This is a genomic window from Archangium sp., from assembly GCF_036389735.1.
Lineage (GTDB): Bacteria > Myxococcota > Myxococcia > Myxococcales > Myxococcaceae > Archangium.
The window spans coordinates 1-14,349 of sequence record NZ_DASVWK010000288.1; the positions used below are offsets into that span (position 1 = coordinate 1).

At 68.4% G+C, this 14,349-nt stretch carries 14 protein-coding genes; 6 read left to right on the plus strand and 8 right to left on the minus strand.

The window, feature by feature from the left end; genetic code table 11:
• The first annotated feature begins 11 nt into the window (after positions 1-11).
• Genes VF794_RS41720 through VF794_RS10205 form a run of 4 tightly spaced genes read left to right on the plus strand, consistent with a single transcriptional unit; the run spans position 12 to position 3,611 of the window.
• On the plus strand, positions 12-167 hold the full coding sequence (locus tag VF794_RS41720) for a phage holin family protein (RefSeq protein ID WP_414640894.1): 156 nt from the start codon (positions 12-14) through the stop codon (positions 165-167).
• A gap of 48 nt (positions 168-215) precedes the next feature.
• Entirely contained in the window at positions 216-1,169 is a 954-nt protein-coding gene (locus VF794_RS10195) for a DMT family transporter (RefSeq protein WP_331109199.1), read from the plus strand.
• 40 nt (positions 1,170-1,209) lie between these two features.
• The gene (locus VF794_RS10200) at positions 1,210-2,346 is read left to right on the plus strand and encodes a hypothetical protein (RefSeq protein WP_331109201.1); all 1,137 of its coding nucleotides are present in this window, start codon (positions 1,210-1,212) and stop codon (positions 2,344-2,346) included.
• Between the two features lie 17 nt (positions 2,347-2,363).
• The gene (locus VF794_RS10205) at positions 2,364-3,611 is read left to right on the plus strand and encodes a hypothetical protein (protein WP_331109203.1); all 1,248 of its coding nucleotides are present in this window, start codon (positions 2,364-2,366) and stop codon (positions 3,609-3,611) included.
• A gap of 93 nt (positions 3,612-3,704) precedes the next feature.
• Here the strand turns inward: VF794_RS10205 and VF794_RS10210 are convergent, their stop codons facing one another.
• The 4 genes from VF794_RS10210 to VF794_RS10225 all read right to left on the minus strand — a co-directional run bounded on the left by VF794_RS10210 (position 3,705) and on the right by VF794_RS10225 (position 7,421).
• A complete protein-coding gene (locus VF794_RS10210; protein WP_331109205.1) occupies positions 3,705-4,742 on the minus strand; it encodes an alpha-hydroxy acid oxidase in 1,038 nt (345 codons plus the stop codon).
• A 50-nt stretch (positions 4,743-4,792) separates the two neighbouring features.
• A complete protein-coding gene (locus VF794_RS10215) occupies positions 4,793-5,899 on the minus strand; it encodes a spore photoproduct lyase family protein (protein ID WP_331109207.1) in 1,107 nt (368 codons plus the stop codon).
• 95 nt (positions 5,900-5,994) lie between these two features.
• Positions 5,995-6,534, minus strand: coding sequence for an OsmC family protein (locus tag VF794_RS10220; protein ID WP_331109209.1), 540 nt, complete (start codon positions 6,532-6,534; stop codon positions 5,995-5,997).
• Between the two features lie 194 nt (positions 6,535-6,728).
• Positions 6,729-7,421: a Coq4 family protein gene (locus VF794_RS10225; protein ID WP_331109210.1), complete on the minus strand. Its 693-nt coding sequence runs from the start codon at positions 7,419-7,421 to the stop codon at positions 6,729-6,731.
• Between the two features lie 715 nt (positions 7,422-8,136).
• On the opposite strand from VF794_RS10225, the gene VF794_RS10230 reads away from it, so the two are divergent.
• A complete protein-coding gene (locus VF794_RS10230; RefSeq protein WP_331109212.1) occupies positions 8,137-8,556 on the plus strand; it encodes a hypothetical protein in 420 nt (139 codons plus the stop codon).
• Positions 8,557-8,790: 234 nt separating this feature from the next.
• Positions 8,791-9,243, plus strand: a complete 453-nt coding sequence (locus VF794_RS10235) for a hypothetical protein (RefSeq protein ID WP_331109214.1) — start codon at positions 8,791-8,793, stop codon at positions 9,241-9,243.
• A 51-nt stretch (positions 9,244-9,294) separates the two neighbouring features.
• Here the strand turns inward: VF794_RS10235 and VF794_RS10240 are convergent, their stop codons facing one another.
• The 4 genes from VF794_RS10240 to VF794_RS10255 all read right to left on the minus strand — a co-directional run bounded on the left by VF794_RS10240 (position 9,295) and on the right by VF794_RS10255 (position 14,210).
• Positions 9,295-9,744, minus strand: coding sequence for an SRPBCC domain-containing protein (locus VF794_RS10240; protein ID WP_331109215.1), 450 nt, complete (start codon positions 9,742-9,744; stop codon positions 9,295-9,297).
• A 164-nt stretch (positions 9,745-9,908) separates the two neighbouring features.
• A complete protein-coding gene (locus VF794_RS10245) occupies positions 9,909-11,501 on the minus strand; it encodes a hypothetical protein (protein WP_331109216.1) in 1,593 nt (530 codons plus the stop codon).
• A 69-nt stretch (positions 11,502-11,570) separates the two neighbouring features.
• A complete protein-coding gene (locus VF794_RS10250; RefSeq protein ID WP_331109218.1) occupies positions 11,571-12,479 on the minus strand; it encodes a trypsin-like peptidase domain-containing protein in 909 nt (302 codons plus the stop codon).
• A 537-nt stretch (positions 12,480-13,016) separates the two neighbouring features.
• Positions 13,017-14,210 carry a right-handed parallel beta-helix repeat-containing protein gene (locus tag VF794_RS10255; protein ID WP_331109220.1) on the minus strand — a complete coding sequence of 398 codons (1,194 nt, stop codon included), beginning with the start codon at positions 14,208-14,210 and terminating at the stop codon, positions 13,017-13,019.
• Positions 14,211-14,349: the final 139 nt, after the last annotated feature.

Here is a 14,349-nt window from a genome sequence, read left to right on the forward strand (position 1 = left end):
TGGCCCTGCCGTTGTGGGCGGGGGCGCTCCTGGTGGGAGGGATGGTCCTCGTGCTCGCGGCCGTCTGCGCGGCGGTGGGGTGGGGGAAGCTGCCGAAGAAGCCCATGGGCCACACGCTGGAGCGCCTCTCGATGGACCTGGACGAGCTCCGGCACCACCTCGACTGAACGCACCGTCCATGGCGGCGGGGCGGCGCGCGTGGTACTGCGCCCCCCATGTCGTCCGTGCCCGGGGCATCTCGCGCCCGCCTGCTGCTCGCCTACACCGCCTGCTTCGTCCTCTGGGGCTCCACCTGGTCCGTGGTGAAGCTGGGCCTCGAGGATCTGCCTCCGCTGCTGTTCGCCGGGGCGCGGATGATGCTCGCCGGGCTCGTGCTGCTGCCCTTGAGCGGCCTGCACCGCGTGCGGCTGGGGGCTCGCACCTGGGGACTGCTGATGGGAGTGGGGGTGCTGCAGATCGCCCTCCCCTACGGGTTGCTCTTCATCGCTCAGCAGTGGATTCCGTCGAGCTGGTCCGCGCTCCTCTTCTCCACCTACGCGGTGTGGCTGCTGCTCCTCGGGCGCCTGCTGCTGCCGGACCAGCCCCTCACCCCGGTCAAGCTCGTCTCCGCGGCGCTGGGGCTCGCCGGCATCGTCGCGCTCCAGCGAGAGCAGTTGCACGGGCTGAGCCTCTCCGGGCAGGTGGTGCTGGGCTGCGCGCTCACCCTGCTGGCCACCGTCTCCATCTCCCTGGCCAACGTGCTGGTGCGGAGCTCGCTGGGGCACGTGTCCACGGGGCTCTCGGTGTGCGTGCAGACGCTGAGCAGCTCCGTGCTGCTGCTGGCCGGCTCCTTCCTCTTCGAGTCCCACCTGCCCGCCCACTGGACGCCGCGCGCCCTGCTCGTCATCGCCTACCTGGCCCTTGGCGCCACCGCCCTCACCTACCAGCTCCTCTTCTGGCTGCTGCCGCGCGTGCCGCTCGCCGTGGTGGGCGCCATGCCGCTGCTGGACACGCTCGTGGCCGTGCTCCTGGGCGTGGGGATGCTCGGCGAGCGCGTGGACTCTTCACTGCTGGTGGGTGGGGCGCTCATCCTCGGCGGCGCGGCCCTGGCCAACCTCGCGCCCTCCAAGGCCCCGCCGCCCGAGGCCGTCCCCGAGCCCGAGCTCCCCGCGTCCCGTCAGGCCGCCTGAGGTCCGGTTCGAGTCCGGGTGCGGTAGGCTCGCGCGCGTCATGAAAACGTGCGGCGGCAACCGATGGTGGATCAAGCAAGCGGCGCTGTTCATCCGGCGTGAGAGCGGAACGAAGGAGCTGCTGATCGGAATCGCCTGCCTGCTCGTCTCCGCGGGGCTGGGGCTCTACGCGGTGGATACGCGGGAGTGGAATGCCCGGGTGCTCATCTGGGCGTGGATCCTGCTCTGCCTGGGCCTCCACAGCGCGCTGAGCGTCTCGGAGGCCACCCTGGACACGGGAAGTGGCCAGGTCTCCTGGGCCTGGGGGCTCGGGGTGCCCTTCTTCCGGCGGACGCGGCCTCTGACGGCGTTCGACCGCGTGCAGGTGACCACTCCAGCTCATGACCTGTCCGCGAAGGCCATGCACTGCGTGGTGCAACTCGTGGGCGAGGGCGGGGCGCCCGAAGTGCTCTCGCGCAGCACGGTTCGGGACGAGGCGCTCACGCTGGCCGAGGCCGTGGCCCGCCATGCGCGGCTGGGCTTGCAGGTGGACGGTGGGCGTGTGCGCTCGGACGAGGCTCGGGGCGCGGGCCTGGAGGACGGGTCCGCGTCCGTGGAGCCCTCGCTCCCGCCGCCGGGCTGCCGCGTTCAGGTGCGTGAGGAGGAGGGGCGGCTCGAGGTGCTGCTGCCCGCGCCCGGCTGGAAGGGCGGATACCTTTCCCGGGGCCTCTTGGGTTTCGCGCTGATGGGTTTCGCGCTGGCCCTGTGCGGTCTCATCGTCGTGCGGTCGCGGGTGTCCTGGTCCCTGCTCGCCAGGATGACGCCGTTCATGCTGGTGCCGTTCGGGTTCGGGGTCGCCCACCTGCGCAGGGCCCTGGTGGGGGTGCGTACCACCTGGCACGTCACGGTGACGCTGTCGGGGCTGGAGGTGGTGCGGGCCGGGAGCGGCGCCCCCCAGACGACGCGCGTCTCGGCGCTGGTCATCCGGGACGTGGACGTGCGCGAGTTCTCGGAAGGGGCACCTGGGGTGAGCCCTCTTGCCACCTGTCCCATGCTCGTCATCGACCGGCAGGACGGAGAGAAGCTCGTGCTGGGGGTGGGGCTGCCGCGCGGGGAGCTGGAGTGGGCGGCCGCTCGGCTCCGTGAGGCGCTGGCCGGGAGGGCCGAGGTACGGCGAGCGCAAGCGCATGTCGGGTGAGGAGGGCTCGGGGTCCCATGAAAACGTGCGGCAGCAATCGATGGTGGCTCGAGGACGCCAGGCTGTTCATCCGGCGTGAGCGTGGAGCCAAGGAACTCCTGCTCGGAATCGCCTGCCTGCTCGTCTCCGCGGGGCTGGGGTTCTACGTCGTGAGGGCGGAGGATTGGGACCACCGGTTGGTGGTCGTGGTGCTGGGCACGTTCGTCCTGGGCCTCTACAACGCATTGGGCGTCTGGGAGGTCACCCTGCACGGAGGGCGCGGCCGGGTCTCCTGGGCGTGGGGACTCGGAGTCCCCCTCTTCCAGCGGACGCGGCCGCTGACGGCGTTCGATCGCGTGCAGGTCACCACTCCGGAGCACCGCTCCAACGAGCCCGTGCACGCCAAGGACTGCGTGGTGCAGCTCGCGGGTGGGAATGGGGCTCCCCACCTGCTCGCGGGCAGTGATGATCGGGACGAGGCGCTGACGCTGGCCGAGGCCGTGGCCCGCCATGCGCGGCTGGGCGTGCAGGTGGGCGGTGGGCGCGTGCGCTCGTACGAGGAGCTGGTCTCCTCCGCTCCCGGAAGTGCGCGGGCCCGGCCCTCGACAGAGGCTCCGCTGGGCACGCGGGTGGGGGATGGGCGCGCGCGCTCGGACGAGGCTCGGGACGAGGGCACCGGGGTCGATTCCGCGTTCGTGGAGCCGTCGCTCCCGCCCCCGCCGGGCTGCCGCGTTCAGGTGCGTGAGGCGGAAGGACGGCTCGAGGTGCTGCTACCCGCGCCCGACTGGGAGGGCGGATACCTTTCCCGGGCCGTCGTGGGGGTCCTGCTGGTGGGGCTCGCGCTGGTCGCGTGTGGCTTCGTCGCGTCGTTGCGTACGTCGTGGGAGCTGTTCGCCGCGGTGGCGTTGATCATGCTGGTGCCACTGGGGGCCGGGGTCGCCTTCGTGCGCAGGGCCCTGGAGGGGGTGCGCACCACCTGGCGCGTCACGGTGACGCGGCCGGGGCTGGAGGTGGTGCGGGACGGGAGGGGTGCCCCCCAGACCACGCGCGTCCCGGCGCTGGTCATCCGAGACGTGGACGTGCGTGTGCACAGGGAAGGGGCGCCCGGGGTGGGCCTCTTCCAGGAGGCCACCTGTCCCATGCTCGTCATCGAGCGTCAGGACGGAACGCATCACACGTTGGGGGCGGGGCTGCCTCTCGGGGAGCTGAAGTGGGCGGCCGCTCGGCTCCGTCAGGCGCTGGCGCGGTTTGCCGAGGCACGGCGCCAGCCACCGCGCGCCGGGTAGGCCCCGAGCGGGAGGGTTCCGCTCGAGAGGCGCGCGAACTGGTACAACCATTGTACCACTCGCGCCCAAACGGGCGGGGGGTGCTCGCGCGGTTCAGGAGGGGCGGGTCGGTGCGAGCAGATCCGGGCCCACGGAGGAGGCCTCCGTGACCCCGGCGAGGGCGAGCGCATGGGCGGTGTCCTCGCGCAGGGAGTCGAGCACCTGGCGCACCCCGTCGGCGCCGCCGGTGGCGAGCCCCCACAGCACGGGCCGGCCGACGAGCACGGCGCGGGCCCCGAGGGCGAGGGCGCGCAGCACGTCGCGACCGGAGCGCACCCCGCCATCGACGAGCACGGGGACACGGCCCTCGGCGGCCTCGACGACCTCGGGGAGGGCGTCGGCGGTGGCCACGGCACCGTCGAGCTGCCGTCCCCCATGGTTGGAGACGATGAGGCCGGCGGCGCCGTGACGCAGACACTCGCGGGCGTCATCTCCGCGCAGCACACCCTTGACGAGCACGGGGAGGCCGGAGTCCTCGCGCAGGCGGGAGATGTCGTCGAAGGTGACATCGGGGGCCTGCTCGGCGAGGGAGCGGTGGGTGAGGCCCTCGAGGTTGGCGAGGAAGTCCTCGTCGGGGAGGGGCAGGGCGGAGTCGCCGCGGTTGCGGCGCTTGTGGCCGACGTAGGGCGTGTCGGCGGTGAGGACGAGGGCGCGGGCGCCGGCGGAGGCGGCGCGCTGGACGAGGGAGCGGGTGAGGCCGCGATCTCGGAAGACATACACCTGGAACCACCAGGGGCCAGCGGAGGCGGCGACGAGCTCGAGACGGCGGGAGGAGCGCGAGGAGAGGACGAGGAGGGAGCCGGCGTCGCGGGTGCCGCGGGCGGTGGCGAACTCGGCCTCGGGGTGCGCGAGCGAGTGGAAGGCGGTGGGGGCGACGAGGACGGGGGAGGAGAGCGTGGCGCCGAGCAGCTCCAGCGAGGTGTCGACGGAGGAGACGTCGCGCAGGACGCGGGGGCGCAGGCGCAGGCGGGCCCAGGCGGCGGAGTTGTCGGCGAGGGTGGACTCCTCGCCGGAGCCACCGGCGTAGTAGTCGAACACGGCCTGGGGCAGGAGTTCGCGGGCGCGGGCCTCCAGGGCTTCGTACGGGAGCATGGCGGGCGAGTCTGGCACATCACCCACGGGGACTTGCCTGGCACCGCGGCTCAGAAGGCGTAGCGCACGCGGCAGTAGGGCAGGCGCCGCTCGAGCAGGCGGAGGAACTCCTCGACGAGCCGGCCCTTCATCCCGGTGCGGTAGCGCACGTTGGAGCCGCCGCCCTCGGACAGTTTGGCCTCCTGGAGCTCGGGCCGCCACAGCAGCTCCTCGGCCTTGGGGTGCCAGCGCAGGTTCACCTCGTGCAGGCGCTCGTTGTGGGTGAGGAAGATGACCTCGGCGGCGAGCTGCTCCTTGGCCTTGTCCCCCAGCGTGTCGTCCACCTGCTGGAAGAGCGCGTCATACGCCTCCTGCCAGCCCTCGTGGATGACCACGGGCGAGAAGTTGAGGTGGACCTCGTAGCCCGCGGCCACGAAGTCGTCGATGGCGGCGATGCGCTCGGAGATGGGGCTGGTGCGCACGTCGAGCAGCTTCGCCTGGGCGTGGGGCATGAGGCTGAAGCGGATGCGCGTCTTGCCTCGGGGCGCGTAGGAGAGCAGCTCGCGATTCACCCACTTGGTGGCGAACGAGCCCATGGCGTTGGGCAGCGTGGTGAAGAGGCGCACCAGGTCGCGCACGTTGTCACTCAGGGCCGCGTCGGCCGAGCAGTCGCTGTTGCAGCCGATGTCATAGACCCAGGAGCGCGGGTCCACGCTGTTGGGCTCCGTCTTGGGCCCGAGCTTCCCCGCGTGCCGGCGGATGGCGGCGGCAATCTGCTCGATGTTGACGAAGAGCGTGACGGGGTTGGCATAGCCCTTGTGGCGCGGCACGTAGCAGTAGGCGCAGCTCATGACGCAGCCGTTGGCCGTCGAGGGCGGCAGGAAGTCGGCGCTGCGCCCGTTGGCCACGAAGGACATGGACTTCTTCACCCCCAGCACCAGGGTGCTGCCCTTGATGCGGTTCCACGCCTCGGCGTTGCCCTCGTTGCCGAAGAGGCCGGGGATGTTCCAGTGCGAGCGCACCTCCACCCGCTCGGCGTCGGGGAAGCGCGCGAGGATGTCCCGGCCTCGGGTGAAGCCCTCGACGCCGGGCTCCAGGTAGATGCGAGACACCTTCAGCAGCCGGTCCAGGGGACCGGGCGGAGGGGGGGCCGGGGGGAAGAGGTCGAGGTTCGTCACGGTCAGAAGGAGATGCGCCAGACGCAGGGACGTTCCTCACTCCGGGCTCCAGGCCAGACGATGGGCCGCATGGCCGCTCGACTGGCCGGCCGGGTTCAGGCGTCCAGCGACTCGTGGGTCTTCCTCACTCGGCCCGAGATGGCGGTGGGGTTGAGGATGTTGTCGAACATCGGGCTGCTCCTCTCCGCCCTTTGTCGAATCTCCTCCAGCGTGGTGGCGTCCGCATCGGTGTCCACCTCGACGGTGTATTGGAGCTCGGAGAAGCCGGGGCGCACCTTCGGGTCCAGGTTGAGGTAGCCGCGCAGGTCGAAGGGCGCGATCACCTTGATGCGCAGGTGGCGGTAGTCGAGCCCGCGCAGCCGGGCCTGCGTCACCCAGCCAATCGTCAGGCAGGTGCCGAGCGCGGCCAGCAGCAGCTCCATCGGGTCGATGTGCTGATCCTTGCCGCCGAGCACGGCGGGCTCGTCCGTCTCCAGGGTGAAGGAGCGCGCGCGCGTCACCGCCTGGGCCCCATCGCGCCACTCCGTCACCGTCTCGAAGAAGCCCTTGCCTGCCTCCGGATGGGCGGACACGTGCTCCTTCGTCCTCTCGAAGGTGTCGATACCCAGGGTGCTGCAGCTTCCCATGTTCTCCATGTCCGCCTCCTCCAGTGGGTTTGAGCAGGCGGCACTCGGAGCGTCGGCCCCAGCCCGGTGCTGCTCATGCCGGGAGATGAGAGTGCGCATCCCTCCCACTTCAGGCACGGAGGTGACCCCCTCCCACCACAGCCTCGTGGACAGCGTGCTCACCCGCTCGACAGGCGGACGAACAGGCGCTCAGCCGCCCTGCTTCAGCTCCGCGCGGGCTGGCAGAAACGCTCAGAGAGTTCCGACACAGGCGTCGTCCAGAGTTCGCCGTAGTCCACGCTCAGAAGGTTGCGCGAGCGCTTGCCGCGACGGTAGGCCGCACGCAGCCGGCGGAAGTGATCCCGCAGGGCCCTGAAGTCGAGCCCCCGCTGAGTGAGCACGTAGGGAAACGACAGCAGCGCGATCAACGCCGCGTGGCGCAGACCGAGATTGCCGAAGTAGAACGCCTGCAATTCGAGCTCACCCGTCGGGTCGATTCCGTAGCGTGTGATCAGGTGGTGGATGTCGTGGGTCTCGCGGTAATGCTTGTAGAGGTAGTCGCCATCGGTCTCCACCGGGTACTCGTAGGTGAACGGCTGGATCCCGTTGGCGCGGAAGTAGTGGGCGAACTCGTGACCGAGGGTGCCCGCGGGCAGGCGCGCGAGCGTCTCGAGGTCGACGTCACCAGGAACGGTGGGCCGCTCGTCGAGGAGCCGGCGAAAGTCCGGGCTCTCACGCAACTGGCGGCCCAGCCGCGCGTACGTGCTGTCGTCGAGGCTGATGTGAAGCGTCCGGGCGTAGTCGGGGTTCGCGGGATCGTCCTTGAGGATCCGGAGCGCGTTGAGGGCGACCCGGATACGGGTGAGCATCGAGGCGTTGGGGGCGAGGGCCGGGGGGGAGTTCGTCACCTGAGTCATCACGTCTGTTTCCATCCATCCTCGACGACGAGCGCATCGAAGGTTTTCTCATTTTGGGCCTCCCGTGAGCCAGTGTCGCGGTGTGCGAAAGACCTACCGAGGCAATCGCCCGCGCGGGCGCGTCGCACGTGTCCGGGGCGTGAAGTGGAACCCAGGTCGAAGGGTCCCAGGCGTTCCCGCCCGCGCCGCGCCATTCCCGCCGCCTGAGTACTGCCCGAGCGAGCCCAGACCCCCAGGGGGAGGGCATCACGGGCAGTCGTGCTCCGACTCCATCGTAAGGAGAGTGAGGCGCAATCATGGACTTCCACAATGTCATGAGCCCCAGTGGTCTGGAGCTGAATGCTGTCATCGTCGTGATGTTGGTCTTCGCCCTGCTGAACGCGGTGTTCCTGGGGTTGCTGGGTTAGTCCTGGAAGGCGGGCGCGGTCCATGCGAACACCAGCTCCGGCCACCAGCATGAGGGGAGGCCAGGGAGGAGCACGCATGGACGAGGAGAAGAAGTCCGAGGCGAGCTGTGAGGAACCGGAGCGGTTGGGGCTTCACGGGGCTACTCGGCCATGGAGGTGGAGCACACCGACTGGGCCAGGGCCCAGGAGGGGCAGTCGGCGGAGTCGCTGCTGCCCACGTTGGAAGGTGTGCTCGAGGAAGCGCGGCGCATGGCCCACGCCGTGTCCGCCCCCCCGAGCCCCGCCTCCGGTGGCGTCTGGGATGGGGCGTGGCGAGTGCCGCCACGGTGTGCGCCCTGTTCCTCGCGCTGGTGCGTCTGGCCCCCCTGTCCCAACCCCCGAGCGCCCCGCCCGCGCTCACCAGCCACGAGGAGCCCACGGCGGGCGAAAATCCGGACACACCCACCCATGGCGGGCTCGTGGACACCGCGGACGCGGGGCAACCCGTCCTCGCCCGTCCGCTGCCGCGCGAGCCCTTCAAGGGGCAGATGCGCCCTCCCGGGACGCGCGACGCCGAGGGCCCGCGCGGGAGTGTGCGGACGAGCCCGGTGTTCGACGCCCAGCCTGAATCCGGGTTGGAGGTGCGGGCGAGCTCGGGACCGCCGCAGGAGTCCCAGAGCGCCATCGTCGCGCCCTTCCGCTCGGTGTGGATGACGAAGGTGCCATCCTTCGGGGCCGTCCACGCGTAGCGGTGGCTCGGGTTGGAGTCGCCGCAGCTCGGTTCGAGGAGTCTCTCGTCAGGCCGCCCCTTGGGCCCGCTGGCCACCACCGGAAGCTGCTCTCCAAGGTCGACCTGGGCACACCGGCTGCTCTCGCACGCCGCCGCCCCGGCACAGTCCGGGTCGAAGCAGTCGAAGTGACCATCTCCATCGTCGTCCAACCCGTCGCCGCAGTGGCCGCTCTCGTTGTCTACCCAGCTGGAGATGCTCAGACGACGCGCGTTGCGCGCCGCCGGCTACCGCTTCATCACCGTGACGCCCGAGACCCATCGGCGCGTCAACGCCCGCCGCTCCTCGCAGGAGGCACGCTCGCTGCGCGACGTGTTCGGCTGGAGCCGCCCCTTCACCGCGCGGCTGCTCCCCGCCACGCTGCTGGCCCTGGTGGAGGGGGCGCGGATGGTGGAGAAGCAACCGTCCACCTCCACGACGCCTGGCCCACCTCGAACAAGGAGGCCGTCTTCTTCGGTCCGGACACCTACCGCGCTGGACGTGAAGCACTCCGAGGCGTGGAACCGTGAACTGCTCAGAACCCTGGTGGAGGCGGATCCCCGCGTGGCGCGTCCCATCGCGGAGGGCGCGCTGATGCGCCTCGACGCGGGCGCCCGGTGCTTCGAGCGCTACCGCCGCGAGCTGGGCCTCGTGCTCCCCCGCGCTTGAGCGTGCGCCGGCCATGCACTGCCCGATCCGAGGGGCAGGTGACGTGGGGCCTCAGGCACCTTCACTCGCGAGTAACGACTCAAGCCGGTCGAGGTTCTGCTCGTTGGCGGTGTCGCTGAGGCGGCGCATCTTCGCGGCGACCTCGGGGCTCTCGAACTCCTGGACCCAGGCCAGGTGTGTTTTGTCACCGCGAGCGGTCAGGGTCACCGTCAGCCTGTACCAGGGCTTTACGACGTGCTCGATCACGAGCTTGGTATCTGGCTGAATCTCCCGGAAGACACTCTCGTTGGGGTAGTTGGCACCATTCGGGCCGTGCATCACGAAGACCCACCGACCGCCGGGCTTGAACTCAAACCGCTCGAACGTGTTCGTGAAGCCGCTCGGCCCCCACCATTGAGCGAGGCGCTCCGGTTGCTCGAACGCGGCGAATACCTTTCGCGGGTTGGCTGACAACAACCGCTCGGTGCTGACGGCGGCGTTCGGGTTGTTCGCTTGGGACATCGGCAACTCCTTCGTGGTCTGACATGTGGGCCGCAAGCCTTCCCGTAGGCGGTTGAGCAGGAAGTCCTCCGGCGCCGAGGAGCAGCAAGTGCTACACCTCGGCCCGGAGCAGCTTCGCGACAGGCAGAACCGCTACCCCTCAGTCGTCTCCAGCGGCAGTCCCGTCACCAGTGCGTGGCGGCCTGGAGCGTGAGATTGGTCTCGACCGCGAACGGCTGGGTATACGTCTTCCAGACATACGTACGATACGCGAATTCACGGTTGGACCATGCACGCTGCAACTGGAGCTTGAAGTTCCCATCGATTCGGATGGTGCAGGTGCCGCAGGACGCATCGCGGTTGCCATCCCAGGTCGCCTCGGCGCGGAAGTCTGAGCCGTACATGGCGATCGCCGGCAGCGGGGCGACATCCGTCGTGCTCAGAAACCATTGGATGAAGAGACTGCTCGGTGTGCTGTAGGCCCGCGGTGGACCATCATAAGCGTCCATCTGCATCTTGGTGAACCAGGAGACCGTGTCCACCGTGGTGGTGTCCGTGGTGGTGCGGGTAATGCCAAACTGCTCGGTGTTCATCGTCCGCGTTGCCGATGCCGCGTACCCGAAGGAGACGGATGGAGGGTTGGTGGCGGTGGCCCCCAGCGTGAAGCCCGTGTTATAGGCCACGGAGACCTGCTGGTTGGCGTTCTCCGGAGCCGCCTTGTCCAGCGACCAGCTCGAGTTCGGGTACGTCGCCGCGAACTTGATGTTCCACGACTCGAGGTAATACCCCCGGTTCTGCATCGCATTCGACGTCATCGCGATGTTCGGCCGGCCCGCGGCGCGCACCACGACGTAGGCCGTGGTGCGGCTCTGGCCCGTCATCGGATCCTGGCCGACCGTCTTGTAGACGCCCCACTCGAGCACGGGCGCCAGCGAGCTGTTGGAGGAGCAGACGCCTCCCGGGCAGAATTGCAGCGGCGCCGCCATCTTGATCTCGCCCTCCCTGCACTTCACCCCGTCGCCGCATTGACCGGTGAGATACGCCTGGCGCCGCACCCCCCTCTTGAGCGCTTTCTCGTTGATGATCGCCTCGACGCTGGCCGTCTTCTGCGCGCTCGTCGGCTTGGCGACTTGCGGCTTGCTGGACGGCTTGGGCTCTTTGGCTCTGGCTGCCTGCTGCTCGGCCTCGTAGGCCGTGAGAGCCGCTTTGGCCGCCGGATCCTCGGGCACCGGCTTGGTGGTCAGCTCAACGGCCTGCTCGGGCCCTGACTGCGCGATGAGCTCCGGCCCATCCACGATGGTGATCGCGAACTGTCCTCCGCCCTCCGTCGTCTCGATGACGGCCGTCGTTGCGTTCACGCCAAGGGCCCCGGTCAATTCGGCCATCTTCGCACTGTCGGAGTTCTCCAGGACGACGGGCACGCCCGCTTCGAGCGCGGCTTGCACCATGAGCCCGTCATCCTCGCCCGTGCTCGGCACCGAGAGGTCGGCCGCCACCACGTCCACGTCCGCGAGCTGGGCTTTGAGGCGCTTCTTTGTCTCCGCTCGCTCCTCCTCGGCCGTCTTGAGCTTCTCCTTGCGCTCCTTGGCCGAGGTCATCATCTGCTTGGCGTTCAGCCGGGTCCTCGTCTTGGCGATGCCAGAGATCACGGTGGACTTGTCGCCGCCCAGGACGATGATCTTCTTGGCGGACTGAGCCCGTGCATCCGGCGCGCTCAGCAGCCCGAGCACGAGGGCCACTCCCATCATCGGGAGCAGGCGACATGAGGTTCGTTGCATTGGAAGGTACCTCTCAAGCAGGGGGAAAAGGGAATTGAAGCGAGCGGCCACCTAGCAAGCCACGTGCCATCACGGGAGGACATCGGCTGGCGTCGGCAGGTAATGCACGTGGACCATGCCGGTGGGGGCCTGGGGCCGGGCCGCCAGCTCGAGGGTCTCGAGCACCCGGGACACGGGCTCGGCGATGGCGAAGCCCAGCTCGGCGTCCCCGCCCAGGATCATTCCCACCAGCATCAAGCCCTCCGCCTGGTTCGAGCCTTCGAAGACCGGACTGCCGCTGTCGCCGGCGAAGGAGCGCAGATCGAGCACCCGCGCCCGGGCTTCCACATAGGTCCGTCCACCCAGAGTCTTGAGAAACGGCTCGCTGGCGGTCATGGCGACTGCCCCGAACCGGAGCAGGGGGAGCTGTTTCCGCAGCTCGAAGGTCAGGTAGCTCGGATAGCCCACGGCCAGCACGGGCTCGAGCGGCTCGGGATCCCTCGAGGCCAGCTGGTTGCGCCGCCCGTTGCAGGAGCCAGGGCAGTACAAGAGCGGTTGGACCCGCACGTCCTTGGGCCAGGGGAGCCTGGCCACCGCCACGTCCACCGGGTCCACGTTGAGCCACTCTCCGCTGCCGCGCTGTTGCCGCCCCGAGTCGGCGGGATGGAAGACCCAGGCGGACCTGGGAATGACGAACTCGGCGCTGGAGACGGAGTCGCGGACTCTCGACTCCTGAGTGGCCTCGGCCACATGGCGCGCCGTCACCAGGAACAGCTCACCCGATCTCTCGACGAGGAACCCGGTTCCCACCGGAGAGGAGACGAACGTCTGCTCATCGAACTCGCGCCGGGTCTCCAGGCGAACCACGGCCTGGGCCAGGGTGCCATACAGGCTCTGGCCGGTGGGGGGCGCGAGGGGGACAGCCCGCTGGCGCTGGAGAGGTCCGCACGCCGGGAGCATGGCTGCCAGGAGAACAGCCAGGAGAGGCCGATTGCGCATCGCGAGAATCCATCAAGAGGGGTCCGCCAGATAGCACGGGCCAGGCCACCGGGCCCGATCCGCAAGGCCTCAGGTGCACCGCCGCGGCATGCGCCCGCTTCGCGTTGCTGGACGGGCGCCTCGGGCCCATTCTCGTGCCGACGCGCTCCGTTCGACGCGTCACTGACGCGTCACTGACACGTCAGCGCGCTCACGGGCAGGCGCGGAGTTCCCACGGTAGAGGACGTCCCCGTGCCAACCCGTGCTGCCCGCTGTGTCAGGTGTCAAAGAACTCGTTCCAGCCCAGTTCTCGCTCGGGCTGAAGGCGGACACCCTGAACACGGCCATCCTTACGGCCGCGCGCCAGCCACTGCCGCGAGGACGCGCGAGGCGAGCCCTTCAGCGAGAAGCGGCTGAAGGCCACGCTTCAGCACGCTTCTCGCTGACCCGCCCGCCATCCGCGACAGCCTTGTCCATGCGAACAGTCGCTTTATGGGCACCCACCCCCAGAAGGACGACATCACCTTCATCGTGGCCCGAAGGGGCGCTCGCGGACCCCTACAGTGGGATGAACACGGATTGGTAATCGTCGCTCATATACGCCTGCCAGCCCGAAAAGGTGAGGTCCGCAGCCGTCGTGCCATCCCAGACCCGAGCGAATTTCGCGGTGTTTTTCACTCGGTAGGTGTTGTTGTTGAAGGAACCCAGGGTGGTATGGGACGTCCCCCCTCCCAGGTTGTAGATTTGCGAGTTCACGCCATGGCTGGTCACTTCGTTGCCCGTAACGACAAAGCCAGAAGGTGTTCCGTTCTGGGCGAATGCGAAATGAGTGGTCGGAGTAGCCGGGTCTTCGCCAGTGTCCGTGGATTTGTTGTTCAAGATGTTGTTGTTGTAGGCGTTATGCATGAGGAAGTTGATTCCGCAGTCCGTGACGGTGTTTCTGGCGACAGTCACGCCATTGGAGTAATCATCAAGATAAATGCCGAAGCATCCAGGGCCCTTGGCGCCCGACACGATGTTGTCGATGATGTGCTGATTCAGATTCACTTCACCTTGGCCGCCCGTATAGATTCCGGCGCCATCGGTAAGAGCTTGCATCGCGTTGAGGACGGTGCAGTTGCTGACGGTCGTGTTGTAGTTGGTCGTGATCTGGATGCCGTTATAGCAGGTGTTGGTGACGCGGTTGTTGTCGTAGATGTTTTGGTTCGTCGTGCCCTTGTTGACCGTGCCACCTGAGAAGATGGCGCCTTGTGAGCCTTTGGGCATGCCCACCATGCCGACAGTGTGAATGGTTGTGTTCTTGACGGTGTTCTTCCCGCTGCCGTACCAGAAGTCATAGCCATTGTTGATGGCGTACTTGATGCTGCCGCCATCCACCGTGCATCCAAAGCTACCCGCTGCGAAGAGGCCTTTCTTGCAGTGTACGATGTCTACGTTGAGCACCCTCAAGTTCAACGTCTTCGCACCGCCGCTGGCCGTACTCGCATCAATGGCCCTGTCCGTACCGAAGACCTCGATGCTATCAATGGTACAAGCCGAGGAGCCTTGTGCGTTGATGCCGTTCGCTGCTGGAGAAACCCAGACGGTCTTTCCGGCAGGGCTCGAGCCATCTGGAGTCCAGACGTAAAGGACGCCGTTCTCGTAGGCCCAGGAGTTGTTTTCATCCAACATCCATAGTTTGCCTTCGAGGTAGAATTGACGGTTGCTGGTTGAAGTGATGTTGCCGTCATCGACATCCGGGCCCAACGTCATCGGTAACCGTTCACCACGTCAGGCGGTGGCGAGTCGCAGCTGAGATTGCGAGGGCAGCAACGAGGGTCCGCGCTGTCCGCGTAGCAAAGCCTCACAGGAGGCCGTCAGGTATTCCAGTACGTTGCGCTGCTGCTGCTTG